Source organism: Brachybacterium sp. AOP24-D1-21 (genome assembly GCF_052378665.1).
GTDB lineage: Bacteria > Actinomycetota > Actinomycetes > Actinomycetales > Dermabacteraceae > Brachybacterium.
The window spans coordinates 391,957-415,044 of record NZ_JBQSXX010000001.1 but is presented as its reverse complement, the minus strand read 5'-3'; the positions used below and the strand labels follow the sequence as shown (position 1 = coordinate 415,044).

Genomic DNA, 23,088 nt, shown 5'->3' with positions numbered 1-23,088 from the left:
GGCAGGCCGCGCCGGGGCGTCACGAAGGGTGGCCGACGCCGCCGGCCGCCCTCGGGCTCGCCCGCTACTTGATGGCGCCCTGGGTCAGGCCGGACATGACCCAGCGCTGCGCGAACAGGTAGACGATGATCGCCGGCGCCATCGCCATCAGGTACGAGGCGAAGGCGACGTTGTAGCTGTTGCTGAACTGGGTCTGGAACATGTTCTGCAGCACCGGGATGGTCTGCAGCGTAGGGTCCGAGATGATCAGCGACGGCATCATGAAGTCGTTCCACGAGGCGATGAAGGCGAAGATGCCCACGGTCGCGCACATCGGTCCCAGCAGCGGCAGGATCAGCTTCCAGAACACCTTCCAGGTGCCGGCGCCGTCCATCCGCATCGACTCCTCCAGCTCGAGCGGGATGGTGCGCAGGAATGCGGTGAACAGCAGGGTGTTGAACGCGAGGGAGAAGGCGATGTGCAGGATCGCGACCCCCAGCGGGTTGTCCAGCCCGAGCATGCCCGTGAGCTGGATCTGGGGCAGCGCCACCACCGGGAACGGGATGAACATCGCCGCCAGCAGGTAGAAGAACGACCAGCGGAAGGCGCGCCGATCCCAGTTGCGCACGATCGCGTAGGCCGCGAGGGACGAGATCACGATCTCGCCGATCACCGCGATCACCGTGATGAAGATCGAGATGGCGAAGCCGCGCGGGAAGTTCGTGAGGTTCCAGGCCTCGACGAAGCTCGAGAACGTGAGCGGGGAGGGCAGGCCGAACGCATTGCCGTCGACCGCCTGCTCGGTGGTCTTCAGTGCCATGTTCACGGTGACGAACAGCGGCACCAGCACGGCCAGCGCGCCCACCATGAGCAGCACGGTGGCGGACCAGTTGGTGCGATCCCGGCCCACCTTCCCGCGGCGGCGGCGCACGGGCTGCGAGGTGGAGGTCGAGGTGGCGGTGGAGGACGTGGGGCTCGGGGCCGCGGCAGCGGCGGAAGTGGTGGTCGACATGATCAGAACGCCGTCCTTCCTCGGGTGATGCGGAGCTGGAGGAGCGCGAGCGCGATCGAGATCAGGAAGAAGACCATCGCGTTCGCCATCTGGTAGGCGTAATCGCCGCCCTCGAACCCGCGGAAGATCGACATCGCCACGGAGCGGGTGGCCACGCCCGGGCCGCCGTCGGTCAGGCCCACGATGATGTCGTAGGCGTTCAGGTAGTTCTTGAATCCCAGGATCGTGTTGATGACGATGAACCCGGAGACCAGCGGCAGCGTGATGTGCCTGACGCTCTGCCAGCCGGTCGCGCCGTCGATCGACCCGGCCTCGTACACCTCGCCGGGGATGGTGACCAGTCCGGCGATGTAGATGAGCATCGTCGAGGGGATCGACTGCCACGCGGTGACGATCACGATCGACAGCCAGGCCCAGTCGGGGTTGGCGAGGATCGAGGTCGACAGGGCGTCCACGCCGATCGCCTGCCCCAATCCCGGAACGGTGTTCGCGAACAGGTACTGGAACACGAAGGCGATGACGATGCCGGAGATGACCATCGGGATCACGTAGATCGTGCGCAGCGCGGTGGTGAAGCGGATCTTCGAGGTCAGGCCCAGGGCCAGGGCGAAGGCGAGGATGTTCACCAGGATCACGGTGATCAGCGAGAAGCCGAGCGTGAAGGTGTAGGAGCCCAGGATTCCCTGGTCGCGGAACATCGCGATGTAGTTGCGGAAGCCGATGAACTCCCAGTCGCCGAAGCCGATGGAGTTGGTGAAGCTGTAGCCGAAGCCCAGCACCGCCGGCAGGGTGACGGCGAGGCTGAACAGGGCCAGCGAGGGGAACAGGAACAGGTAGTAGAGGGGGTCGATCCGTCGCTTGTGATGGACGATCGGGGTGCGGGATCGGCTCCCGCCGTCACCGGGGGCGGTGCGCGGTGGTGTCGTCGTCGACATCGGGGCTCCTTGCTGAGACGTCATCGGTGATCACTCCCGGAAGGCCAGGCGGGCCCAGTCGGCATCCATGCGCGCCAGGGTCTGCCGGGCGTCGGCGCCGCCGACGATCGACTGGAGGTAGTTCTGGGCCGGGATCGAGTTGGGGATGAACTGGGATGCGCCCATGTAGAAGCGGCCTTCGTCGTAGTACTGCTGCATCTCCGCGATCCGGTCGTCGGTCACCGCCGGGGCATCCTTCGTGGTGCCGAAGGCGAGGAAAGAGTCGTTGTACTGGTTCTGCACCTCCGGCTGCATGAGGAACTGCAGCAGCTCGCGGGCGCCCTGGTGCTCGTTGGCGGCCTCGGGGATCCACAGCGAGAGGTCGATGTTCACGCGCACCTTCAGGTCGGCCGGATCATCGGTCATCGGCAGCGGGAAGGTGCCGAGGTCCAGATCGGAGCCGGACTTCTCGATCTCCCCGAAGGCCCACGGCCCCTGGAAGTACATCGCGGCCTGCTCCCGGGCCATCGCTGTGTTGCCGTCGCCGTAGGCGCGGTTCCCGGCATCGGGGTTCACGTGCTGGACGATCTCCAGCATGCGTTCGACCGGTGCGAGCAGGGTGTTCTGGAAGGAGACCTCGGAGTCGGGGCCGACGTTCTCGCCGAGCTCGTTCATCTGCTCGTAGAAGCTGCGCACGTCGATCATCCCGCCGACGGTGTAGTCGAACAGGCCCTGCGCGACCGTCCAGGGATCCAGGAAGGTTCCGTAGACCGGGGTGACGTCCGCGCTCTGCAGGGTCTCGCAGACCGTCATGAACTCGTCCCAGGTGGTGGGGACCTCTAGGCCGTGCTCCTCGAAGATCCGCCGGTTGTAGATGACCGAGGCGGCGGTGACCGAGTAGGGCAGCACGCTGGTGCGGCCCTCGTAGGTGGGGTACCAGTCAGCGAGCTCGGCGACGTCCTCGCGGATCATCGCGGCCTCGGGCAGGTCGGAGAGGTCCGAGAGGGCGCCGCGCTCCATGAACCTGCCCATCTCGAGGTTGTAGTTCAGGCAGCCGAGGTCCGGCGGGTTGTTGCGCACGAAGCTCGCCGAGAGGTTCGTGGCGATGTCGTGCTGGACGGAGAAGCGGTCCTGGGAGGTGGAGAAGTCCGCGGCGAGCTGGCTGAAGTAGGGGATCGCCTCCGGTTTGGACTGGTACAGCGTCAACTGGGAGGAGCCGCTTGCACTGCCGCAGGCGGCCAGGGCGGTCGCGGTCAGCGCGCCGCCGGCCCCTGCCAGCAGGGTTCGTCGGTTCAGGCGCCCGCGCGGGCCGTTCGAGGATGACAACGCCGTCTCCTTTGCGAATGGGGCTTGCGAGCCCGCTGTGTGATGCGATCATAGATACGACAGAGGTTATATTTACGATCTATCGAAAGTATGGGGGCGTGGAGCAGACGATGTCAACAGTGCGAGATCGGGGCGCCAGCTCCCCGCAGCTGATGCGCCATACCAACCTCCGGGCGCTGATGCAGCACGCCCTGCGAGCGGAGGCCTTCACCGCGGCCGATGCGATGGCCGCGACCGGTCTCACCCGGGCCACGGTGCTCGGCGTCTGCGCCGAGCTCGAGCAGGCCGGATGGCTCCAGGAAGTCTCCGGCAGCCGCGATGAGGGCACCGTGCAGCGGGGACGCCCGGCCCGTCACTTCGCGCTGCGCGCGGATGCTGCCGTGCTGATCGGCGTGGATGCGGGCCAGCACACCCTCACCGCGCGCGTGGCCGACCTTCGTGGGCGCGAGCTCGCCGCGGCCCGCCGCACGATCGATGGCATCCTGGAGCGCTCGCCGGGGGGCGAGGGAACGGGGGAGGAGAGCGCCGGTCGGGCCCGGGTTCAATCGGTGCGCGAGCTCATCGACCAGGTGCTCGAGCAGGCAGGGGCGCAGGGTCGGCACCGGTTGCTGACGGTGGTCGGCGTCCCCGCCCCGGTCGACTCCTCCGGCCGCTCACCCCGCGGTGACCAGGGCTACTGGCCCGCTATGAACCCGGGCTTCAACGATGTCCTGGACGGCAGGATCGTGGTCGAGAACGATGCGAACCTCGCCGTCCTCGCCGAGCAGGCGCTCGGAGACGCCTCTGCGAGACCCTCGAGCGACCACCTCGCCGCGCTGCTGATGGGAGAGCGCTTCGGCGCGGGTCTCATCGTCGACGGGCACCTGCTGCGCGGGGCCGACGGCGGCGCCGGGGAGATGCGCTTCCTCGACGGCGTGCTCGGCGACTCGCGCGGGGCCGACGGCGTCGCCGCCCTCGCCCGGCGCTGGACCCTCGAGGCCCTCGCGGCGGGGGAGACCTCTGCGGTGCTCGCGCAGATCCCCCGCGCCGACCTCAGCGCGATCGATGTCTTCACCGCCGCGCGGGAGGGGGATCTGCTCGCCCGGGGCGTGCTCGACCGCATCGGGGGCCGGCTCGCCCATATCGCCGCGATCCTCTCCAGTCTGCTCGGCGTCGAGACAGTGGTGGTGGCCGGCGCGATCGCCGAGGCCATCGACCCGGTGCTCGAACGCTCCCGCAGCGTGCTGCCGCAGATCTCCACGCCGCCCTATCCTGCGCTGCGAGCGAGCACGCTGGGCAGGGACGTGGTGGTGCGCGGTGCGATCGAGCTCGCCCTCACCCGACTTCGAGCAGACCCCCTGGACCTGCTCTCCCCAGACCGACCCGCAGCCTGACCGACTGAACAACCGACTGACTGATCGAAGGGAATCACGCACTATGACCGTTGCAGCACCGGAGGGCGCCCAGCGAAACCTGCGCGCCGGAGTGATCGGCCTGGGCTGGGCCGGCCAGCAGCACGTGGCCGCCTATGCCGCCGACCCCACCGTCGATCTCGTCGCCCTGTCCGCGATGGAGGAGCACCTGCTGGAGAAGTTCGGCGCGGAGCACGACGTGCCCGGCCGCTACCAGGACTGGAAGCAGATGCTCGCCGAGGCCGAGCTCGACGTCGTCTCCATCGCCACCCCCACGTTCCTGCACGAACCGATGGCGGTCCACGCCCTCGAGGCGGGCGTGCATGTGCTCACGGAGAAGCCGATGGCCCAGACCGGCGAGGCCGCCGCCCGCATGGTCGAGGCCGCGCACCGTGCGGGCCGGGTGCTCGAGGTGTCCTTCAACCACCGCCAGCGTGGGGACGTCACGGCGCTGAAGTCCGTGGTCGACTCCGGCGTGCTCGGGAAGCTCTACTACGCCAAGGCCGGATGGATCCGTCGCCAGGGCATCCCCGGGCTCGGCACCTGGTTCACCAAGGCCGCGAGCTCGGGCGGCGGAGCGATGATGGACATCGGTATCCACATGCTCGACATGACCCTCCACCTGATGGGCGAACCCGAGGTCACCGCGGCATCCGCCGCCGCCCACGCCGAGTTCGGTCCGCTGGGCCGGGGCGGCTCCGGCTTCGGCATCTCGCAGGTCGAAGAGGGCGTGCCCTTCGAGGTCGAGGACCTCGCCACGGCCTTCCTGCGCCTGGACGGCGGGGGCACGATGCTGCTGGAGTCCAGCTGGGCCCAGTGGATCCCGCACGACCTCTGCTACGTCACCCTCTATGGGGCTGACGGCGGTGCCACGATCGAATGGGGCGGCGATCCCACGCACCCGCACCAGATGCTGAAGGTCTGGACCGAGGTCGCGGGCATCCCCGCCGAGCTGCAGCCGGTGGTCGGCGAGGACGGCCGGCACGCCGGGGCGATCGCCGAGTTCCTCCAGAAGGTGCGCTCCGAGGACTGGTCCGCGCACGACGGCTCGCTCGCGCTGCGTCGCGCCCGCGTGATCGACGCCTGCTACGCCTCAGCGGCGGCCGGCGCTGAAGTTGCGGTCGAGGTGGCGGCCGCCGACTGAGCGGGCCTCCCACCTGAGCAGGCACGAGGGGCCGACCGCGATCACTCGCGATCGGCCCCTCGTGCCACGTCCAGCCGGTGGGCGGACCCGTCGGCAGTATCTCCGGGCTCTGCAGCCTCAAGCCTCCGGGGGCGCTGGGATGACGTCCGGGTTCTCCTCGAGCCAGGCCGCCACGGCCTCGGCCTCCTTGCCCTCTCCGAACTCGTTGACGACCTTGTCCTCCAGGTCGTTGTAGAGCTCGCCGGAGATCTGGATCCGGCTGAGGTGGTCGGCGACCTCGGGGAAGTCCTCCGTGAACCCCTTGCGGCCCAGGATGTGCAGCGCCTCGGAATGACGACCGGAGCGTGGTTCTGAAGGTTCTGCAGGCTCAGCTGCGCGAGTGCAGCGCCTCTGCGAGGAAGTCGACGGTCTGCTGCCAGGCGGCCTCGGCGGCCTCGGAGTGGTGCAGCCCGGGATGGGGGTTGTCGAAAGCATGGCCGGCACCCTCGTGCACGCGGAAGCGCACCTGGTCACGGGTGTCATCGGCGGTGACCGCCCGGCGGATCTCCTGAACGGCCTCCTGGGGGATGAAGGCGTCGGCGGTGCCGAAGTGGTGCAGGCTCGGCACCTCTACCTGCGTGGCACGGTCCAGGAGGGTGGGCAGGGCGGAGCCGTAGTAGCTGATGAGCACCGACGGCGGTCGCTCCTCCTCGGCGGCCGAGGCGGCGGCGGCGAAGGCCAGCCCGCCGCCGTAGCAGAAGCCGAACAGGCCCACCTGCTCCACATCGACGGCGCCGTGGGCGCGCAGCGCATTCAGCGCGGCGATCGCGTCGGCCTCAGCACGCTCCCAGGGAAGCTGCCCGGTCAGTGCGACACCCTCGGCGAGCCAGGAGTCGAAGTCGTCCCAATCCTCCAGCCCCACCAGCGGCGGGTCCAGACGGGCGAACAGCTGTGGGGCGAGCACCGCATAGCCGAGCGCGGCGAGATCCGCGCAGCGCTGCTGCATGTAGTCGGACAGGCCGAAGATCTCCTGCAGCACCACCAGGCCGGGAACCGGCTCCTCGAGGTCCTCCGGCAGCCAGAGCAGTCCGGGCAGGTCGCCGGCATCGGTGGGGATCTGAAGCGTCGTCGCAGTCACGCCCTGACTGTAACCCGCGTGCCTGCGCCGGGGACTCCGGAATCACGGCACCTGGCAGTCGCGTCGCCGGTGGCCTTCAGGGACCGGGCCTACCCTGATCCTGACCGACCCGTCGCCATCACCGCTGAGGACCGACCATGACCGCTCTCGAGGATCGCTGGACCGCCGCCTACGCCCCTGGGGTGCGCCGCCATCTGGACTATCCCGCCGGTTCCCTGGTCGACGAGTTCGATGCGTACACGGTGACCTATGCGGAGCAGGCGGCGCTGGACTTCTTCGGCCGACGCACGAGCTATGCCGAGCTCGCCGCCCAGGTGCGGGCCGTGGCCGGGAACCTGCACCGCTTGGGCGTAGGGCCGGGATCGACCGTGGCACTGCTGATGCCCACCTGCCCCCAGCACGTCGTCGCCTTCTACGCCGCGCTGCGGTGCGGCGCGACCGTCGTCGAGCACAACCCGCTCTACCCGGCCCACGAGCTCGCGCCGATGTTCGCCGACCACCGCGCGGAGGTCGCGATCGTGTGGAACGTCGCGGCCGGGACCCTGCAGGAGCTGCCGGAAGAGGTGCGCCCGGGCGCGATCATCGCGGTGGATCTCATCGAGGAGATGCCCCGCGGGAAGCGCGCCCTGCTGCGGCTGCCGCTGAAGAAGGCCCGTGCCTCACGGGGCCAGCTCTCCCGGCCCGCGCCGGCCAGCACTCTTCCCTTCTCCGGGCTGCGCCGCGAGGCCGCCCCGGCACCCGCCGCCTCCCGTCCGGCGCGCGAGGACACCGCCTTGCTGCTGTACACCTCGGGCACCACCGGCGCCCCGAAGGGCGTGCCGCTCAGTCATGCCAACCTGATCGCCTCCACCACTCAGGCCCGCGAATGGGTCACGCCCCTGGTCCCGGGCAAGGAGGTGTTCATGGCCTGTCTGCCGCTCTTCCATGTGTTCGGCTGTTCGCTGTCGATGAACGCGGGCCTGACCGTCGGGGCGATGCTGCACCTGATCCCCAAGCCCGAGACCGGACTGATCCTCGATGCGATCAAGCGGCGGCGGCCGACGACGATGATCGCGGTGCCACCGCTGTTCGATCGCGTCGTCACCGGCGCGAAGGAGCGGGGCGTCTCGCTCGAGGGAATCCGCACCGGGATCGCTGGAGCGATGCCGCTGCGACCCGAACTCATCGAGGCCTGGGAGAACGCGACCGGGGGCCTGCTCATCGAGGGCTACGGGCTCTCGGAGTGCTCGCCGATCGTCTGCGGCAACCCCGTCGACAGCACCCGCACCCCGGGCTCGATCGGCATCCCCTTCCCCGACACCCAGGTACGCCTGGTCGACCCCGAGGACCTCGACCGGGATGTGGAGCCCGGTGAGCCGGGGGAGATCCTGGTGCGGGGCCCGCAGGTGTTCTCCGGATATCGCGACCGCCCCGAGGCGACCGCCGAGGCGTTCCATGACGGCTGGTTCCGCACCGGCGACATCGCCCAGGTCGATGAGCGCGGGTTCCTCAGGATTGTCGACCGGCTCAAGGAGATGGTGATCACCGGCGGCTTCAACGTCTACCCCTCCGAGGTCGAGGACGCGATCCGGGGGGAACATGGCATCGAGGACATCGCCGTGGTGGGCCTGGTCGATGAACTGGGCACCGAGGAGGTGGTCGCCGCGATCGTCACCCCTGACGGGCTGCTTCCTGACGTCGAGGTGCTGCGGCAGCGGCTCAAGGAGCGGCTGACCGCGTACAAGGTGCCGCGACGCTTCCACGTGCTGACCGAGCTCCCGCGCAACGAGATGGGCAAGGTGCTGCGCCGAGAGGTCCGCGACCGGCTCCAGGAGCTCGACCGCCGGCGGCCCCGGCGCTGAGCTGAGCAGTGCTCAGGAGAAGAGCATGAGCATGTAGACGCCGAACAGCAGCAGGTGCACGGCGCCGTGCACCGCAGTGACTCGCGGGGCGCTCGCCGAGATCGCGGCGACGGCCAGGGTCGCCCCGAGCAGCAGCAGGTTCGTCGGCGATTCCGCGAGCACCACCTCGGTACCGGTGACCAGTCCGATCATCAGCACCGTCGGGATCGTCAGGGCGAGGGTCGAGACCAGTGCGCCATGGCACAGGTTCACCACCCGCTGCATTTCCCCGTTCAGCGCCGCCCGCACCGCGGTGATCGACTCCGGCGTGAACACGATCATCGCGATCAGCACTCCGCCGAGGGCGACCGGGGCACCGAGCCGCGCCAGGCCGTCATCGAGCAGCCCCGCCATATGGTGCGAGAGCAGCACGATCGGCAGCACGGTCGCGATCAGCAGGGCGGCGCGCGCCAGCAGCTCCTCCCGGTGCAGGGAGAGGACCTCCCGCAGCGCGGTGCGGTTCCCGGTAGTGCGGGCGGTGCGAGTGGTGGCGGCGGTGGTGCGGGTGGCGGTGGTGGGGTTCGCGTCGGTCACGGGCTCGGCGGCCGCGGCGCTGCCCACGGCTCGCTCGATCTCCTGGAACTCACCGGCCTGGGCTCCCATCTGGCGCCAGAGGAAGAAGGCGTACACCGCCACCGTGAGCCCACCGACCACCAGTGCCTGGGGAGGCGCATAGCCGCCGCTCTCGCTGATCGTCGCCGGCAGCGCGAAGGCGAGCGCCGCGAGCGCGGTGAGCATCACCAGGTAGGCGGAGGTCCCCACCCGGTGCGTAGCGAGGGAGCCGTGCCGCAGGCCGCCCACCAGCAGGCAGAGCCCGAGCGCCAGGTTCATGATGATCATCGAGACCGCCATCACCGAGTCCCGGGCGATCACGGCGTGCTCTCCGGGACCGAGCATGACCGCGGCGATCAGCACCACCTCGATCACCACGATCGAGAGCGTCAGCACGAGCGTGCCGTAGGGATCGCCGAGCCGGCGCGCGAGCGCCTCGGCCTGGTGGACCACTCCGCCGGCGGCGACCACGATCACCGCGATGATCGCGGCCAGCACCAATGCGAGCACGGGGGAGGGCAGCGGCGCGGCCAGCAGCGGGCCGGCGAGGCTCAGAGCGCCGACGGCGGCCCAGCCGAGCACCAGGCGTCCGATGGCGTCGCGGGTGAGGAGCTCGCGCGCGAGCTGTCTGCGGGTACGGGGGCCGGGCTGGGCGGGGGAGTGGCCGGTCGGGGTCATGGGGGATCCTCCTGCGAGGCCGTCCTCCCTGCGACTGCGCGGACCGGGTCGTCCCGGCGGCGGCGCCGGCACTCTCCTCGCGGCGCCTCCCCACCGTAACCTCACCGCGCCCGGCGGTCAGCTCCCGGTGAGGGAACTGACCACCGAGGGCGGTGATTCAGCAGCCGAGCAGCTGAGCGAGTGGGTGGTCCAGCAGTCCAGCAGTCCAGCAGTCCAGCAGTTCAGCAGTTCTGTGGCCGGTGGCTCAGCCGTCCCGGGGGACCGAGATCCCGACCAGCAGGCCCTGGTCGTTGTCGGCATAGGTGCCCGGGGCGACCAGCAGCCCCCAGGTGGTGCCGTCGGTGGTCGTGGCCTCGCAGTCGACGGTCTCGAACTCGGTGAAGTCCAGGCCGTCCTCGCAGGTGACGTCGCTCCACTCGGCCATTGTGTTGACCGGTACATAGGCGTTCTCGGAGGTCAGCGTCTGCAGTGTGCTCTCGGCGACCTCGTCGGCGCTGAGCGGCTCGGCACCGAACATCGAGCCGAATCCCACCCCGGTGAGGCTGACGTCCTCGTCCAGCAGGCCATCGGCCGCTGTGGGCAGCTCGGTCCCGGTCGAGAACAGCACTGCCACCGTCGAACCGTTCTGAAATCCGTCCTCCGACGGCACGAAGACCACGTTGGCGACCCACTCCTGGTGCGGCTCGGTCGTATCGAAGCTCGCCGGGCCGAGGCATCCGGTCGCTGCGGCGCCCGGCTCGAGCACCAGCTCGTCCTCGCATTCGGCAGTGCCCTCGAAGGGTGCTGCGAGAAGTGCTGCCAGGTCGTCGTCCGTGAGGGCGGGGGCGCCCTCTCCGCTGGTGTCGTCCGTCCCCAGATCGGTCACCAGCATGATCCGCGTGCGCTCCCTCGAGGCACCCGGCTCACCCCCGTCCTCTCCCGCACCCTCATTGGCCCCTGCGCCGTCTCCTGCTTCCTCTTCTTCTTCCTCGCCGCCACCGTCCGACGCGGACTCCTCGTCGGAGGCGTCCCCGCCTTCCGATGACTGCTGGTCCTGCTCTCCACCACCGTCGGAGGTGTCATCGGCGCCCACCTCGGAGGCCCCGGCGGGGGTCTCCGGAGGGGTGTCGACGTCGGCCCCGCAGGCGCTCAGCCCGAGGAGTGCCGTGCCGGCGCAGAGCGCCATCGCGGTGCGGGCTCGTCGGCCGATGCTCGTTTTCGTCATGACGGTTCCTCTCCTCGGGAGTCCGCGGGGCGGCTGCACCGTGGTGGACATCGAGCCAAATGGCCCGGGTCACACGGTGCCAAAAGGTAAAGGAAAGGTCAAGGCTTAGTCACGGGTGTGGCGCGATGGCGAGGTGAAGATTTTGTGTGCAGCTGTCGTTCGGGGCTCCGGCCGGGCTCAGGCATCCGGGCCGCGAGGGGTGGGGTCGCCGTGCTCGCGGCGGTAGCGGTCGTCCTCGGCATCCTCGTCGTCCACAGAGCGTCGCGGATCGCGGAACCCGAGGGCGATACCGAGTGTGGCGCCGACGGCGAAGCCGATCAGAGCACCGATGAAGATGTTGTTGATGACGGCCAGCCCCAAGCCGATTCCCACGGTGAAACCGATCATCATGCCGAAGGGGAGCCAGGTGGCGTCGAAGCGGCGACGCGTGGGTGCAGTCATGGATCCTCTGTCCGATCAGACCCGCCGGCAGGGCCGACGGGAGGGGAACTACCAGGGTAGTCCCGGCTACTGTGACCTCGCGCGCCAGGGAGCAGACCCCACCCCCGTCGCCGTGCCCCATCGATATCATCACGGGCGTGACAGCGACTCCCCCTTCGGCTCCGAGCCCCACCACCCTGCAGGCACTGCGGAACCCGCGGCTCCTCACCACCGAGGCGCTCGCCGGGGCGGTCACCACGCTCGCTCTGATCCCCGAGGTCATCTCGTTCTCGGTGATCGCCGGCGTGGACCCGAAGGTCAGCCTCATCGCCTCGGTCGTGCTCGCGATCTCGATGTCGATCCTGGGTGGCCGGCCCGCCATGATCACCGCCGCCGCGGGCGCCGTCGCGCTCGTGGTCGCGCCGCTGGTGCACACCCATGGCGTCGAATACCTGCTGCCCACGGTGATCCTCGCCGGCATCATCCAGATCCTCTTCGGCGTGCTGGGGCTCGCGAGGATCATGCGGTTCATCCCGCGATCGGTGATGATCGGCTTCGTCAACGCGCTCGGGATCCTGATCTTCGCCGCTCAGCTGCAGCACGTGCTCGACGTGCCGGTCATGGTCTACCCATTGTTCGCGCTGACCCTGCTGGTGGTGCTGCTGTTGCCGCGCTTCACCAAGGCCGTGCCCGCACCGCTGGTCGCGATCGTGCTGGTCACCACGATCGCGATGTTCGCGCACCTGTCCGTCCCGACCGTCGGCGACCAGGGCGACGTCTCCGGCGGGCTGCCCGGAATCACCCCGCTCGAGGTTCCGCTGGACCTCGACACGCTGCGCCTGATCCTGCCCACCGCCCTCAGCGTCGCGTTCGTGGGACTGATGGAGACGCTGCTGACCGCCAAGCTCGTGGACGACATCACCGACACCCGCTCGCACAAGAGCCGTGAATCCTGGGCGCTCGGCGTCGCGAACATCCTCGCTGGCTGCTGGGGAGGCATCGCCGGCTGCGCCATGATCGGGCAGACCGTGGTCAACGTGAAGCTCGGCCGGGCCCGCACGAGGCTGTCCACCTTCTTCGCCGGAGCGATGCTGCTGATCCTGGTCACCGTGCTCTCGGACCTCATGGAGGCGATCCCGATGGCCGCGCTCGCCGCGGTGATGATGGTCGTCGCCGTCTCCACCGTGAACTTCCACAGCGTGCGACCCGCGACCCTGAAGCGGATGCCGTGGTCGGAGACCCTGGTGATGGTCACGACGGTCGTGGTCGTGGTCGCCACCAACAACCTCGCGATCGGCGTTGCGGCCGGGGCGCTGCTGGCGATGGGGCTGTTCGCCCGCCGTATCGCGCACGTGACGAGCGTTCGCCGTCTGGTCACCGACGGGGCGGCGACCTACACGGTGCGCGGCCCGCTCTTCTTCGGCAGCAGCAACGACCTCGTCGAGCAGTTCACCTACGCCGAGGACCCGCCGCAGGTCACCATCGACTTCTCCGCCGCCCAGATCTGGGATGCCTCGACCGTCGCCGTCCTCGATTCGGTGCAGACCAAGTACTCCGACCACGGCATCGAAGTGCGTTTCACCGGGCTGGACGAGCACTCCACCCAGTTCCACGGCCGGCTCACCGGCACGCTGAACTGACCCTGCCCAGCAGCAGCAGCTGTCAGCTCCGCACTCACCAGGGCAGGACCTCTGGGATCGGCTCGGCGCCGAGGACGTGCTGGTCGCAGAAGGCGAGCACGGCCTGGTTCCAAGCGAGCGCATTGGATGGGGTGAGCACCCAGTGGTTCTCGCTGGTCAGCTGCAGGAAGCGGTGCGGCATGCCCTGCGGCTCGCCGTCCCAGGTGGAGACCAGGTCCCACCACAGCCGCAGCGCCTCGCTGATCGGCACCCGGTAGTCGCGGTTGCCGTGGGTGATCAGCATCGGGGTGGTGATCGCGTCGACCTCGTGATGCGGGGAGAACGCCCGATACCAGTCCGGATCCTCATCCTCATGACGGTGCACGCGCATCTTGGAGGCCGCGGCGTCGGTGGTGCGGTGCTGCTGATCCAGCGCCCACAGCCCCGCATGGGTGACGATCGCGTCGAAGCGAGTGGTGTGCCCGGCGATCCAGTTCGCCATGAAGCCGCCGAACGACGCCCCGAGCATCGCGGTGCGGGAACCGTCGAGGTCCGCCCGCTCGAGCACCGCATCGAAGAGGGTCTCGCACTCGTGGAAGACCACGTCCGGACGGCGCGGCCAGCCGCGGTTCAGCCCCGCATCCCCGTAGCCGGTGGACATCGCCGGATCCGGCATCAGCACCGCATAGCCGCGCTGCACCGCGAGCCACGGGCACCAGCGCCAGCTCCAGGCGTTGTAGGAGCCGTGCGGCCCGCCGTGGATCCACAGCATGACGGGCGCCGGGGCCTCGGCCGACGCCCCCGCGGGGACGCACAGCCAGCCGCCCACGGTGAGCCCGTCGACGTCGGTCTCCACCCATTCCAGCGTACCGGGCAGTGCGCTGACCGCACCCGGTGCAGGCAGCTCGGTGACGGCACCGGCGCCAGCGTGGGAACCGGCGTCGATCCGGACCGGCCGGGACGGGGTCGTCACGTCATTGCGGAGTGCGAACAGGGTGCCGTCGGCCGTCGCGGCGAGTGACGAGAAGACGCCGTCGCCTGCCACCGTGCGGGCCTCGCCGGTGGCCGCGTCGATTCGCAGCACCGCGCCGGAGGAGTGCAGGTCTCCGGCCACCAGCAGGCTGCCGTCAGCGGCCCATTCGAGGTCGGTGATGCTCAGATCGCCGAGCAGCGCGGTGACCGGCTCGCCGCCGCTGATCTCGCCGCCGCCGAGGGGGTGGATCTCCAGGCGGCTGTAGCTGGTGTCGGTGGGCGAGGAGGCGGTCGAGCGGATCACGGCGAGCTTCTGGCCGTCGCGGGAGAACAGCGGGGAGCCGTACTGGGCAGACTCGTCGGCCTCCAGCAGCACGCTGCGGCGCAGGGTTGCGGTGTCGATCAGCACCAGCGAGCTGCGGGTCTCGCCGCTGCGCACCCGCTGGGTCCAGGAGGTCGCGACGGTGGAGCCGTCGGGGGAGAGGTCCGCGGAGGCGGCGTAGAGGGTCACGGTGCCGACGTCCGGGGTGAGATCGGTGAGGTCACCCTCCGGGGACACCCGCACCAGGCGGCGGCTCTGGTCGCCGATCTCGTGGTCCCACAGCCGGATCGGCATCCCGGTGTGCCAGATGGTGGTCTGCTTCGCGTCCTTGCGGGCCTTGCGGCGCTCGGCATCCTCCTCGAGGTTGCTGCCCGGCAGCACGCTGGTGGCGGCGAGCATGGTCCCGTCCGCGGCGACCGAGAGCAGGGACAGGCCTGCGGCGGCGGAGGCCACCACCTGTGCTTCGCCGGTGCGCGGCAGGCGCCAGATCGCGGTGACCTCCTCCTCGGCACCGCCTTCAGGATCCGGCCGGGAGGAGCTGAACAGCAGCGACCCGTCGGGGGCGAACCGGGGCGAGCTCTCGCCCTTGGCGGAGAAGGTCAGCCGACGGGCGGGCTGCTCCCCGGCCGGGTCGAGCTCCCAGAGCGAGGAGACGAGCTTCGCGCCGGGCTCGTCGGCCTCCTGGATCGCCGTGACAACGCGCCCGTCGTCGCTCGCGACCACGGAGGCCACGCGCGGGATCCTCAGAAAGCCGTCGATGTCAGCAAAGTCAGCGAATCCAGCGGGATCAGCGAATCCAGCGGGATCAGTGAATCCAGCGGGATCAGCGGGATCAGCAGACGGGGTCGAGGGAGCGGCAGGGTCAGCGGTGGGAGAGGTCATCTGCGTCACGCTACCGGAGCCGCGGGCGCCACCGAGGGCAGGTCAGGGGACGATCACGATCTTCCCGTGAGCGTGACCGGACTCCACCAAGGCGAGTGCCTCAGCAGCCTGGCTCAGGGGGAAGGTCTCCACCACGTGCGGGTCCACGAGACCGTACTGGACGACTCCGGTGATCTTGCCCAGCACCCCCTCGGAGCGCTCCCGGCCGGCCCCGCCGAGCTCGACGGCGGTGGCGCCGTCGGCCGCGGAGACGATCCCTGAGGGGAGCTTGACCAGCGGCGCCAGCTCCCGCAGCGCGTCCCCGCCCACGAGATCAGCCAGCACATCCACGCCGCCCGGGGCAAGCGCCCGCACCCGCGCGGCGACCCCCTCACCGGAGGGGACGAAGGTCGCGCCGGTGGCCTCGACCAGCTCCCGCTTGGACTCCGAGGCGACACCGATGGCCTTCAGCTCGTGGACCTTCGCGATCTGCAGGGCCATGCGGCCCACGCCGCCGCCCGCGCCGAGCACCAGCAGCGTCTGCCCGGCCTCGATCTCGACCTGGTGGGTGAGGTCGTAGGCGGTGGTGCCGGCGACCGGGATCGCGGCGGCATCGGTGAAGGAGATCTCCTCAGGCTTGACGACCGTCGCCGAGGCGTCCAGGACAGTGTGCTCGGCGAAGGCGCCGAGCCCGCGCGCCGGGGCGCCGAGGACCTCGTCGCCGACGGCGAAGTCCCGGGTTCCCTCGCCGACAGCGGTGACGATGCCGGCGGCCTCGAGGCCCATCGCCACCGGCAGACGGCCACGGGTGCCGAAGACGCCTTCGCGCCGCTTCCAGTCCGCGGGGTTCACGCCGGCGGCGCGCACCTCGATCGCGATCTCCCCGGCACGGGGGGCTGGGGCCTCACGCTCGGTGAGCTGCTGACCCTCCGGGCCTCCGTAGGTGGTGAAGACGAAAACCTTGGACATCTGCGTTCTCCTGTGTCGTTGCTGCTGTGCGGGGAGCGGCCGCTCCGGGCGTGTGCCCGTGGGGCCGCCATCAGGGGTGCTGCGGGGGATCAGGCCTGGGGAGACTGGTCCTCGCCTGCGGCCTCGGCGGCGTCCGCCTCCTCCTTGGTGGCGAAGGCGCCGTCCACCGCATGCTCGGGCGGGCTGTAGATCGTGTACAGCACGAGGGGCTCCTCCCCGGTGTTGCGGACGTTGTGCTGGGCGCCGGCGGGCACCGCGCACAGATCACCGGCGTGGACTGCGTGGGTGTGGCCGTTGAGGTCGGCTTCACCGGTCCCGGAGACCAAGGTCAGGATCTGGTCCGTGGTCTCGTGGACCTCGTCCCCGATCTCTCCGCCCACCGGCACGGTCACGAGGACGATCTGGGAGTGCTTCCCCGTCCACAGAACCTTGCGGAAGTCCGGATTCGCTGTCGCGATGTCCGCGATGGTGAAGTGCTCGACGTCGCCTTCGAGGGCGAAATGCTGTTCAGACATGATGCGCTTCCTCTCGAGTGGACATGGTTCTGTTCGGGGTCAGATGCTCTGGCTCGCCCCGACGCTCTGCGGAATGCGGGTCTCGGACGGGGAGCCCGGGCGGGCGCCGTGCTGATCCTTGCGGCGGCGCAGCAGTCGCATCGCGTTGAGGATCACCAGCAGCACCGAGCCCTCGTGGACCAGCATGCCGATCGCCATCGTGACCCCACCGGCGAACACGCCCACCAGGAGCGCGATCACCGTGATCAGCGCGATCGCGATGTTCTGTCGCATCACGGAGACCGTGCTGCGGGCCAGACCGATCGCCTGCGGGAGCCTCAGCAGATCGTCCTTCATCAGGGCGATGTCAGCAGTCTCGATGGCGACCCCGGTGCCGGCCGCACCCATCGCCACACCGATATCGGCAGTGGCCAGGGCCGGGGCGTCGTTGACGCCATCGCCGACCATCGCCACGGTGCAGCCCTCGCTCTGGAGCTGCTGGACGACGGTGAGCTTGTCCTCGGGCAGCAGCTGGGCGCGGACCTCGTCGACCCCGACCTCGGCGGCGACCGCCTCGGCGACCCGCCGGTTGTCACCGGTGAGCATGATGACCTTCTTGACCCCGGTCGCGTGGAGCCGGGCGATCATCTCCCTCGCGTCGGTGCGGATCCGGTCGGCGACCGCGACCACGCCGATCACGCGGCCGTCGAGGGTGACGACCATCGGGGTGCGGCCGAGTCCGGCGAGCCGGTCGACCTCCGCGGTCGCGCCGCGATCCTCGGAGATGTCCTCGGCCGCCAGCAGCGGCAGGTTGCCGACGGCGACGCGTCGACCCTCGAGGGTGGCGACGATGCCCTTGCCGGGAACCGGCTCGGTGTGCTCGGGCAGGCCATGGGTGGGCAGGCCCTCGGCCGCCGCGGCGTCGATCAGGGGACGGGCCAGCGGGTGCTCGGAACCGGCCTCGGCACGTGCCGCCCAGCCGAGCACGTCGGCACGATCCAGGGCAGGGTCCAGGACGGTCACGTCGGTGAGGTAGGGCTTGCCCTCGGTGAGGGTGCCGGTCTTGTCCAGGGCGACGGCGGTGATCTTCGCGCTGGTCTCCAGGTACTCGCCACCCTTGATGAGGATGCCGTCCTTGGCACCGCGGCCGATGCCAGCCACGATCGAGACGGGGATGGAGATGACCAGCGCCCCGGGGCAGCCGATCACCAGCAGGGTCAGGGCGAGCACGACGTTCCCGGTGATGAGCCCCGTGATCAGGGCCAGCAGGATGATGCCGGGGGTGTACCAGGTGGAGAACTTCTCCATGAAGGTCTGGGTGCGGGCCTTGGCGTCCTGCGCTTCCTCGACGCGATGGATGATGCGGGCCAGGGTGGTGTCGGCCCCGATGCCGGTGGCGCGCACCTGCAGGAAGCCACCGCCGGAGATGGTGCCGGCGAACACCTGGTCGCCCTCGCCCTTCTCGACGGGGATGGACTCGCCGGTGATCGACGCCTCGTCCAGAGCCCCGGTACCGCCGATGACGATGCCGTCCACAGGGACCTTCGCGCCGTTCTTGACCAGCACCGTCTCCTCGGGCTGGACCAGGGCGGCGGAGATCTCCACCTGTTCGCCCTCCCGCATCACCACGGCGACATCGGGGGCGACAGCCACAAGCTCCGCGAGCGCCGAGCGGGTGCGGTTCATGGTGCCGGCCTCGAGGGCGTGGCCGATGGCGAACAGGAACGTGACTGCAGCCGCTTCCCAGTACTGCCCGATGATCAGCGCACCGACCGCGGCGATGGAGACCAGCAGATCGATGGCGATGACCTTGACCGTCAGCGCGCGCAGGGCCTTGAGGATGATCGGGATGCCGGCGACCAGGGCCGCGGCGACCATGAAGAGATCGGAGGTGACCAGGGCGGTGGGCCCGTTCAGCTCGACGCCGAGGCCGTGTTGGTGGCCGGAGCCGAAGGGGTTCACCCCGATGGACAGGGAGAGGATCGCGGCGACGACGATGAGGAGACCCGAGATGATCGGGGTTCCCCAGGGACCGCGCAGCCAACGGGTCAGAGCAGACATGGTGTGGTGCCTTTCAAGTCGGGTGCGGCGCAGGATGCGGAGCAGGGTCCGGGGAAGGCGGCCGGGCCGCGGGGCCCGGCCGCCAGGGGGTCAGAAGGCCGAGAGGACGGACGTGTAGCCGGCCTTGCCGATCGCGGTGACGATCTCGTCGGTGGTGGTCACGGAGGCGTCGTGGTCGACTTCGACGCGGCCGGAGGCGAACTTCACGCTGACGTTCTGCACGCCCTTGAGGCGGCCCACCTGCTTCTCGATCTTGGCGACGCAGGAGGGGCAGCTGAAGCCCTCGGCGCGGAAGATGGAGTGGGTGCTGGTGACGGGCGTGGCAGTCATGATGAGCCTTCCTTCTGGAGCGTGGTCCTCGAGGGGATGTCCCTCGATGTGCTCTCAACCTAGAAGTGTTCTTGTGGCAGCGACATGACGGGGATCAATCAACTGCACATCACTTCTGACCAGGCCGGATGGGGGAGGGCTAGAGTCGATCCATGACCGTCACGGAGCCGCCCGCCGGGCCCGCCGCCCAGGGTCGGCGCACGATCCCGCTCACGGAGATCACCCTGCCTCACCAGTGCCCACGGCCGGTGCGGCTGTACGTCCTGGCCCGCGCGCCCTACTTCCTCGGGCTCAGCGAGGAGGAGCTGGACCGCATCGATGCCCGGATGCGCACCCTGACCTTCGCCCCGGACGCCCCGATCTACCGCGCCGGCGAACCGGCGGAGTCCCTCTACGTGGTCGCCGAAGGCCGCGTGAAGCTCTCCCAGGTCACTGCGGGTGGGACCGAGACGGTCACCGATCTGCTGGTCCCCGGGGAGCTGTTCGGGACCATGAGCACTCTCGGCGAGCCGATCCACCACCAGACCGCCTCGGCGCTGGTGGGCACCTGCGTGCTGCGCATCGACCAGGACGACTTCCGCTCTGTCCTCGCTGAGCAGCCGCGCATCGCGCTGCGGGTCCTCGACGACGTCGCCGCCCGCCTCTCGCGTGCTGAGACCGACATCGGCTCGCAAGGCTCCGCGACCGTCGAGCAGCGGGTCGCGAGCACCCTGCTCCGCCTGGCGGACAAGCTCGGTGAGGACCGTGGGAGCGAGGGGATCATGCTCGAGGTGCCGCTGTCCCGCGCGGATCTCGCGGGCCTGGCCCGCTCCACCCCGGAATCCGTCTCCCGCGTGATGAGCCGGTGGAAGAGGGAGGGCCTGATCGACTCCGGGCGGCGCTGGACCGCGGTGAAGGATCGCGGACGGCTCGAAGTGCTACGGGATGCGCAGGAGTGAGCTGGCGGCGCTGCACAGCTCGGCTCATTACTTCAAGTCGGCCCTCTGATTCAAGTCGGTCCACTCGCTCAACCCGGCCCGCTGGTTCGACCCGGCCCCATGGTTCGTGCCCCCGGCGCGATTCGAACGCGCGACACCCGCTTTAGGAGAGCGGTGCTCTATCCCCTGAGCTACGGGGGCGATCCGGCCCATGCCCGGAACGAACCGGGACCTGAGCCTCGAACATGGTAGCGCTCCATGGCAGGATCTGAGCATGTCCAGCGAGCTGCCCGAGACCTCCGCCACCGTCGCCGCCGTGATCCTGGCCGGTGGTGCGTCCTCGCGCCTGGGTGGCGCGGACAAGACCCGTCTGCCGATCGCCGGCGCGACCGCCCTGGAGCGGGTGCTGCGCGCCGCCCCCCACGGACGGCGCATCGTCGTCGGTCCCAGCGGCGAGGACGGCAGTGACCTCGCCACCCGCCATGGCGCTCGCTTCGTGCTCGAGGATCCGCCGCGCTCCGGGCCGCTGGCCGCTCTCGCCCGTGGCGTCACCGAGTTCTCCGAAGGCCCGGACAGCGCCACCGTGCTGGTGCTCGGCGGAGACATGCCGATGCTTCGTCCCGAGACACTGCGCAGCCTCGCCACCCGCAGCGCTGAGACCGGGCAGGTGGTGGCCCTCGAGGCCGACGACGGCCACCTCCAGTTCCTCGGCGCGGCCTGGCCGCTGGGCCGGCTGCGAGCAGCACTGGGTGCGGTCGAGCATGAAGACGGTGGCTGGGCCGATCTCAGCCTGCGCCGGCTCTACGCCGAGCTCGGTCCGGAGGAGCTGGGAACCCTGCGTGCGCTCGGCGCCGAGGGTGCGGACATCGACACCCCGGATGCCCTGGCCCAGGTGCGCCGCGCCGCGGGTCCCCGCATTGCCCTGGCTCAGATCGAGATCTCCGAAGACCTCGAGGCCACCTGTGAGACCGTGCGCATCGCGGTCGCGGAGGCGGCCGAGCAGGGGGCGCACCTGGTGCTGTTGCCTGAGGCGACGCTCACCCCCTTCGGCACCGATCTGCGAGCGGCAGCTCTCGCGCACCATGACTCCTTCGCCCAGCTGGTCCAGGAGCTCGCCGAAGCGCATTCGCTCGTGGTCGTCGCCGGCTCCTTCACCCCCACCGAGGACGGCCGCGTCCACAACACCGTGATCGTGCGTGGACCGAACTGGGATCCCCACCTCGAGTACCGCAAGATCCACCTCTTCGATGCCTTCGGTGCCGACGAGTCCCGGACCGTCGCCCCGGGCAGCGAGCTGGTCACCTTCGATCTGCACGGCACCCGCTTCGGGATCGCCACCTGCTATGACGTGCGCTTCCCGGAGCAGTTCACGGCGCTGGCACGCCGGGGAGCACAGGCGATCCTGCTGCCCCTGGCCTGGGCCGAGGGGCCGGGCAAGCGGGAGCAGCTGCAGCTGCTGCTGCGGGCCCGCGCTCTGGACTCCACCACCGTGGTGCTCGCCGCGGACCAGACCCCGCCTGCGGAGTACACCGGGAAGGCGGCCCGCGGCATCGGCCGCAGCGCCGCCGTCGGCCCGCTGGGTGCCATCCGCCAGGAGCTCGGCCGCGAGCCGGGGCTGCTGCTGGTGGATCTCGATCTCGAGGAGATCGATGCTGCCCGGGCCGCGCTCCCGGTGCTCGAGCATCACGTGGACCTTCCTCGCGACTGACCCTGCGGCTGGCGTGACCCGAGGTGACCGGCGCCACGGCGGCACCGTGCCCTGCTGGCGTAGCCTGCAGGAATGATGTCTTCGATCGACAGCTTCGGCTCTGTTCGCCCCGCTCCTGCCCGTCGTGCCCCTGCCCGTCTGGTCACGCTGCTCGCGCTCTGCAGCGCGATGCTGTTCGCCGTGCTGCTGGCGATGCCCGCCCCGGCGCAGGCGCATGACACCCTGCTCAGCTCGGATCCGGAGGACGGCGCGACTCTGGAGGCCTCGCCCGAGGCGCTCACCTTCACGTTCTCCGCAGATGTCCTCGAGGTGAGCCCGCTGGTACGGATCTCCGACGAGTCCGGCACCGAGCTCGCCGAGATCGTCCCGACCGTCGACGGTCCGATCGCCACCGCGACGCTCGAGGAGCCGCTGCCCGCAGGCACCCACACCATCCAGTGGCGCGTGGTCTCCAGCGACGGCCACCCCATCGAGGGCACCCAGACCCTCACGATCGAGCAGGGACCGGCCGCGTCCGCAGCCCCGAGCGACGGCGGCGGTGCTGCGGAGGAGCCCGGCGCCGCGGCGAGCGATGCCGGGGGAGCGGAGAGCTCGGACGCTCCGGTCACGGACGACGCCCCGCAGGAGCAGGGCGCCTCGGCGCAGTCCTCGGACGACGAGGGTGGCCTCCCCATGGGAGCCCTGATCGGGATACTCGCGGTGATCGCCGTGGGTGCTTCCGTCGCCGTCTACTTCATCGTGCGCCGCCGGGACTGACCGCCGGGACTGACCGCCGCGACTGAGCGCTGCGACTGGCTGCCGCGACGTACTGCTGCGACTGAACACCGCGACGACCCGCACAGCGCGCAGACTCGCGACGTAGAGGGGCCCCGACGCCGATGGCGTCGGGGCCCCTCCTCACGTGGTCGGGAAGACCGGGCTCAGTTGCCCTTGTTCTCGTCCCCGCCGAGTCCGAACTTGTCGCGGGCTGCATCCAGACCGGAGTCGACCTGTCCATCGACGTTGTCGGGGGTGCGCTCCTTGATCTGGTCGCCAGCGGCGTCCAGGAGCTGCTCAGCCTGCTCCGGGTTCTCGGAAGCAAGATTCTTGGCCTTGTTCAGCGCGTCATCGAAACCCATGAGGATGTCCTTTCGTTCGCGGAACCGCCCCGTGCAGGGCGACGCGGTCAACCTACGACGGGAAGGACTCGTGACTCAAACGTGACCTCCGAATCCTGCG

Annotated in this window: 21 protein-coding genes and 1 tRNA gene; 7 read left to right on the top strand and 15 right to left on the bottom strand. The window is 69.9% G+C overall.

What is annotated here, in order from left to right; genetic code table 11:
* Nucleotides 1-64: 64 nt before the first annotated feature.
* From ACT3UF_RS01970 to ACT3UF_RS01960, 3 genes are read right to left on the bottom strand one after another with little or no spacing between them, the layout of a single operon-like run.
* The gene (locus ACT3UF_RS01970) at nt 65-991 is read right to left on the bottom strand and encodes a carbohydrate ABC transporter permease (protein WP_441444400.1); all 927 of its coding nucleotides are present in this window, start codon (nt 989-991) and stop codon (nt 65-67) included.
* Between the two features lie 2 nt (nt 992-993).
* The gene (locus ACT3UF_RS01965) at nt 994-1,926 is read right to left on the bottom strand and encodes a carbohydrate ABC transporter permease (protein ID WP_444601298.1); all 933 of its coding nucleotides are present in this window, start codon (nt 1,924-1,926) and stop codon (nt 994-996) included.
* Between the two features lie 30 nt (nt 1,927-1,956).
* On the bottom strand, nt 1,957-3,231 hold the full coding sequence (locus ACT3UF_RS01960) for an ABC transporter substrate-binding protein (RefSeq protein ID WP_442332418.1): 1,275 nt from the start codon (nt 3,229-3,231) through the stop codon (nt 1,957-1,959).
* Nucleotides 3,232-3,341: 110 nt separating this feature from the next.
* On the opposite strand from ACT3UF_RS01960, the gene ACT3UF_RS01955 reads away from it, so the two are divergent.
* Nucleotides 3,342-4,604 carry an ROK family protein gene (locus ACT3UF_RS01955; RefSeq protein WP_442332417.1) on the top strand — a complete coding sequence of 421 codons (1,263 nt, stop codon included), beginning with the start codon at nt 3,342-3,344 and terminating at the stop codon, nt 4,602-4,604.
* Between the two features lie 43 nt (nt 4,605-4,647).
* A complete protein-coding gene (locus ACT3UF_RS01950) occupies nt 4,648-5,766 on the top strand; it encodes a Gfo/Idh/MocA family protein (RefSeq protein WP_442332416.1) in 1,119 nt (372 codons plus the stop codon).
* Nucleotides 5,767-5,883: 117 nt separating this feature from the next.
* On the opposite strand, the gene ACT3UF_RS01945 is transcribed toward ACT3UF_RS01950, so the two are convergent.
* Nucleotides 5,884-6,240: a glycine betaine ABC transporter substrate-binding protein gene (locus tag ACT3UF_RS01945; protein WP_442332415.1), complete on the bottom strand. Its 357-nt coding sequence runs from the start codon at nt 6,238-6,240 to the stop codon at nt 5,884-5,886.
* The gene (locus ACT3UF_RS01940; RefSeq protein ID WP_442332414.1) at nt 6,134-6,883 is read right to left on the bottom strand and encodes a dienelactone hydrolase family protein; all 750 of its coding nucleotides are present in this window, start codon (nt 6,881-6,883) and stop codon (nt 6,134-6,136) included. Before ACT3UF_RS01940 ends, ACT3UF_RS01945 begins: the two co-directional genes overlap by 107 nt.
* 137 nt (nt 6,884-7,020) lie before the next feature.
* Between ACT3UF_RS01940 and ACT3UF_RS01935 the strand changes: the two genes are divergently transcribed.
* Nucleotides 7,021-8,724 carry an AMP-binding protein gene (locus ACT3UF_RS01935; RefSeq protein WP_444607977.1) on the top strand — a complete coding sequence of 568 codons (1,704 nt, stop codon included), beginning with the start codon at nt 7,021-7,023 and terminating at the stop codon, nt 8,722-8,724.
* Nucleotides 8,725-8,736: 12 nt separating this feature from the next.
* Here the strand turns inward: ACT3UF_RS01935 and ACT3UF_RS01930 are convergent, their stop codons facing one another.
* The 3 genes from ACT3UF_RS01930 to ACT3UF_RS01920 form a co-directional block, all read right to left on the bottom strand.
* A complete protein-coding gene (locus tag ACT3UF_RS01930) occupies nt 8,737-9,993 on the bottom strand; it encodes a calcium:proton antiporter (protein ID WP_444605987.1) in 1,257 nt (418 codons plus the stop codon).
* Nucleotides 9,994-10,237: 244 nt separating this feature from the next.
* A complete protein-coding gene (locus ACT3UF_RS01925; RefSeq protein ID WP_442332411.1) occupies nt 10,238-11,197 on the bottom strand; it encodes a hypothetical protein in 960 nt (319 codons plus the stop codon).
* A 177-nt stretch (nt 11,198-11,374) separates the two neighbouring features.
* Nucleotides 11,375-11,638 carry a hypothetical protein gene (locus ACT3UF_RS01920; RefSeq protein ID WP_441444409.1) on the bottom strand — a complete coding sequence of 88 codons (264 nt, stop codon included), beginning with the start codon at nt 11,636-11,638 and terminating at the stop codon, nt 11,375-11,377.
* A 137-nt stretch (nt 11,639-11,775) separates the two neighbouring features.
* Between ACT3UF_RS01920 and ACT3UF_RS01915 the strand changes: the two genes are divergently transcribed.
* Nucleotides 11,776-13,257 (top strand): SulP family inorganic anion transporter, encoded by a 1,482-nt coding sequence (locus ACT3UF_RS01915; protein WP_442332410.1) that lies wholly within the window; start codon nt 11,776-11,778, stop codon nt 13,255-13,257.
* Between the two features lie 34 nt (nt 13,258-13,291).
* On the opposite strand, the gene ACT3UF_RS01910 is transcribed toward ACT3UF_RS01915, so the two are convergent.
* The 5 genes from ACT3UF_RS01910 to ACT3UF_RS01890 all read right to left on the bottom strand — a co-directional run bounded on the left by ACT3UF_RS01910 (nt 13,292) and on the right by ACT3UF_RS01890 (nt 19,245).
* A complete protein-coding gene (locus ACT3UF_RS01910; protein WP_444607976.1) occupies nt 13,292-15,412 on the bottom strand; it encodes an alpha/beta fold hydrolase in 2,121 nt (706 codons plus the stop codon).
* 42 nt (nt 15,413-15,454) lie between these two features.
* Nucleotides 15,455-16,360 carry an NADP-dependent oxidoreductase gene (locus tag ACT3UF_RS01905; RefSeq protein ID WP_444502193.1) on the bottom strand — a complete coding sequence of 302 codons (906 nt, stop codon included), beginning with the start codon at nt 16,358-16,360 and terminating at the stop codon, nt 15,455-15,457.
* Between the two features lie 89 nt (nt 16,361-16,449).
* Complete coding sequence (locus ACT3UF_RS01900) at nt 16,450-16,875, bottom strand: cupin domain-containing protein (RefSeq protein ID WP_444502194.1); 426 nt, start codon at nt 16,873-16,875, stop codon at nt 16,450-16,452.
* Nucleotides 16,876-16,914: 39 nt separating this feature from the next.
* On the bottom strand, nt 16,915-18,915 hold the full coding sequence (locus ACT3UF_RS01895; RefSeq protein WP_444502195.1) for a heavy metal translocating P-type ATPase: 2,001 nt from the start codon (nt 18,913-18,915) through the stop codon (nt 16,915-16,917).
* Between the two features lie 90 nt (nt 18,916-19,005).
* A complete protein-coding gene (locus tag ACT3UF_RS01890) occupies nt 19,006-19,245 on the bottom strand; it encodes a heavy-metal-associated domain-containing protein (protein WP_441444415.1) in 240 nt (79 codons plus the stop codon).
* Nucleotides 19,246-19,397: 152 nt separating this feature from the next.
* Between ACT3UF_RS01890 and ACT3UF_RS01885 the strand changes: the two genes are divergently transcribed.
* Complete coding sequence (locus ACT3UF_RS01885) at nt 19,398-20,183, top strand: Crp/Fnr family transcriptional regulator (RefSeq protein WP_441444416.1); 786 nt, start codon at nt 19,398-19,400, stop codon at nt 20,181-20,183.
* A gap of 107 nt (nt 20,184-20,290) precedes the next feature.
* Here ACT3UF_RS01885 and ACT3UF_RS01880 read toward each other — a convergent pair.
* Nucleotides 20,291-20,363 (bottom strand) — tRNA-Arg (locus ACT3UF_RS01880).
* Between the two features lie 73 nt (nt 20,364-20,436).
* On the opposite strand from ACT3UF_RS01880, the gene ACT3UF_RS01875 reads away from it, so the two are divergent.
* Nucleotides 20,437-21,870 carry a nitrilase-related carbon-nitrogen hydrolase gene (locus tag ACT3UF_RS01875; protein WP_444502196.1) on the top strand — a complete coding sequence of 478 codons (1,434 nt, stop codon included), beginning with the start codon at nt 20,437-20,439 and terminating at the stop codon, nt 21,868-21,870.
* Nucleotides 21,871-21,942: 72 nt separating this feature from the next.
* Nucleotides 21,943-22,626, top strand: coding sequence for a copper resistance CopC family protein (locus ACT3UF_RS01870; RefSeq protein ID WP_444502197.1), 684 nt, complete (start codon nt 21,943-21,945; stop codon nt 22,624-22,626).
* 164 nt (nt 22,627-22,790) lie between these two features.
* Here ACT3UF_RS01870 and ACT3UF_RS01865 read toward each other — a convergent pair whose 3' ends face one another.
* Nucleotides 22,791-22,988: an antitoxin gene (locus ACT3UF_RS01865; RefSeq protein WP_441444419.1), complete on the bottom strand. Its 198-nt coding sequence runs from the start codon at nt 22,986-22,988 to the stop codon at nt 22,791-22,793.
* Between the last annotated feature and the right edge of the window lie 100 nt (nt 22,989-23,088).

What these genes read in the sequence shown, in the direction of transcription:
- ACT3UF_RS01955 (WP_442332417.1), top strand. Translation starts at nt 3,342, where the DNA reads ATGTCAACAGTGCGAGATCGGGGCGCCAGCTCCCCGCAGCTGATGCGC.
- ACT3UF_RS01905 (WP_444502193.1), bottom strand. Translation starts at nt 16,360, where the DNA reads ATGTCCAAGGTTTTCGTCTTCACCACCTACGGAGGCCCGGAGGGTCAG.
- ACT3UF_RS01920 (WP_441444409.1), bottom strand. Translation starts at nt 11,638, where the DNA reads ATGACTGCACCCACGCGTCGCCGCTTCGACGCCACCTGGCTCCCCTTC.
- ACT3UF_RS01950 (WP_442332416.1), top strand. Translation starts at nt 4,648, where the DNA reads ATGACCGTTGCAGCACCGGAGGGCGCCCAGCGAAACCTGCGCGCCGGA.
- ACT3UF_RS01900 (WP_444502194.1), bottom strand. Translation starts at nt 16,875, where the DNA reads ATGTCTGAACAGCATTTCGCCCTCGAAGGCGACGTCGAGCACTTCACC.
- ACT3UF_RS01875 (WP_444502196.1), top strand. Translation starts at nt 20,437, where the DNA reads ATGTCCAGCGAGCTGCCCGAGACCTCCGCCACCGTCGCCGCCGTGATC.
- ACT3UF_RS01865 (WP_441444419.1), bottom strand. Translation starts at nt 22,988, where the DNA reads ATGGGTTTCGATGACGCGCTGAACAAGGCCAAGAATCTTGCTTCCGAG.
- ACT3UF_RS01935 (WP_444607977.1), top strand. Translation starts at nt 7,021, where the DNA reads ATGACCGCTCTCGAGGATCGCTGGACCGCCGCCTACGCCCCTGGGGTG.
- ACT3UF_RS01945 (WP_442332415.1), bottom strand. Translation starts at nt 6,240, where the DNA reads ATGCTTTCGACAACCCCCATCCCGGGCTGCACCACTCCGAGGCCGCCG.
- ACT3UF_RS01895 (WP_444502195.1), bottom strand. Translation starts at nt 18,915, where the DNA reads ATGTCTGCTCTGACCCGTTGGCTGCGCGGTCCCTGGGGAACCCCGATC.
- ACT3UF_RS01930 (WP_444605987.1), bottom strand. Translation starts at nt 9,993, where the DNA reads ATGACCCCGACCGGCCACTCCCCCGCCCAGCCCGGCCCCCGTACCCGC.
- ACT3UF_RS01870 (WP_444502197.1), top strand. Translation starts at nt 21,943, where the DNA reads ATGATGTCTTCGATCGACAGCTTCGGCTCTGTTCGCCCCGCTCCTGCC.
- ACT3UF_RS01910 (WP_444607976.1), bottom strand. Translation starts at nt 15,412, where the DNA reads ATGACCTCTCCCACCGCTGACCCTGCCGCTCCCTCGACCCCGTCTGCT.
- ACT3UF_RS01890 (WP_441444415.1), bottom strand. Translation starts at nt 19,245, where the DNA reads ATGACTGCCACGCCCGTCACCAGCACCCACTCCATCTTCCGCGCCGAG.
- ACT3UF_RS01965 (WP_444601298.1), bottom strand. Translation starts at nt 1,926, where the DNA reads ATGTCGACGACGACACCACCGCGCACCGCCCCCGGTGACGGCGGGAGC.
- ACT3UF_RS01970 (WP_441444400.1), bottom strand. Translation starts at nt 991, where the DNA reads ATGTCGACCACCACTTCCGCCGCTGCCGCGGCCCCGAGCCCCACGTCC.
- ACT3UF_RS01885 (WP_441444416.1), top strand. Translation starts at nt 19,398, where the DNA reads ATGACCGTCACGGAGCCGCCCGCCGGGCCCGCCGCCCAGGGTCGGCGC.
- ACT3UF_RS01925 (WP_442332411.1), bottom strand. Translation starts at nt 11,197, where the DNA reads ATGACGAAAACGAGCATCGGCCGACGAGCCCGCACCGCGATGGCGCTC.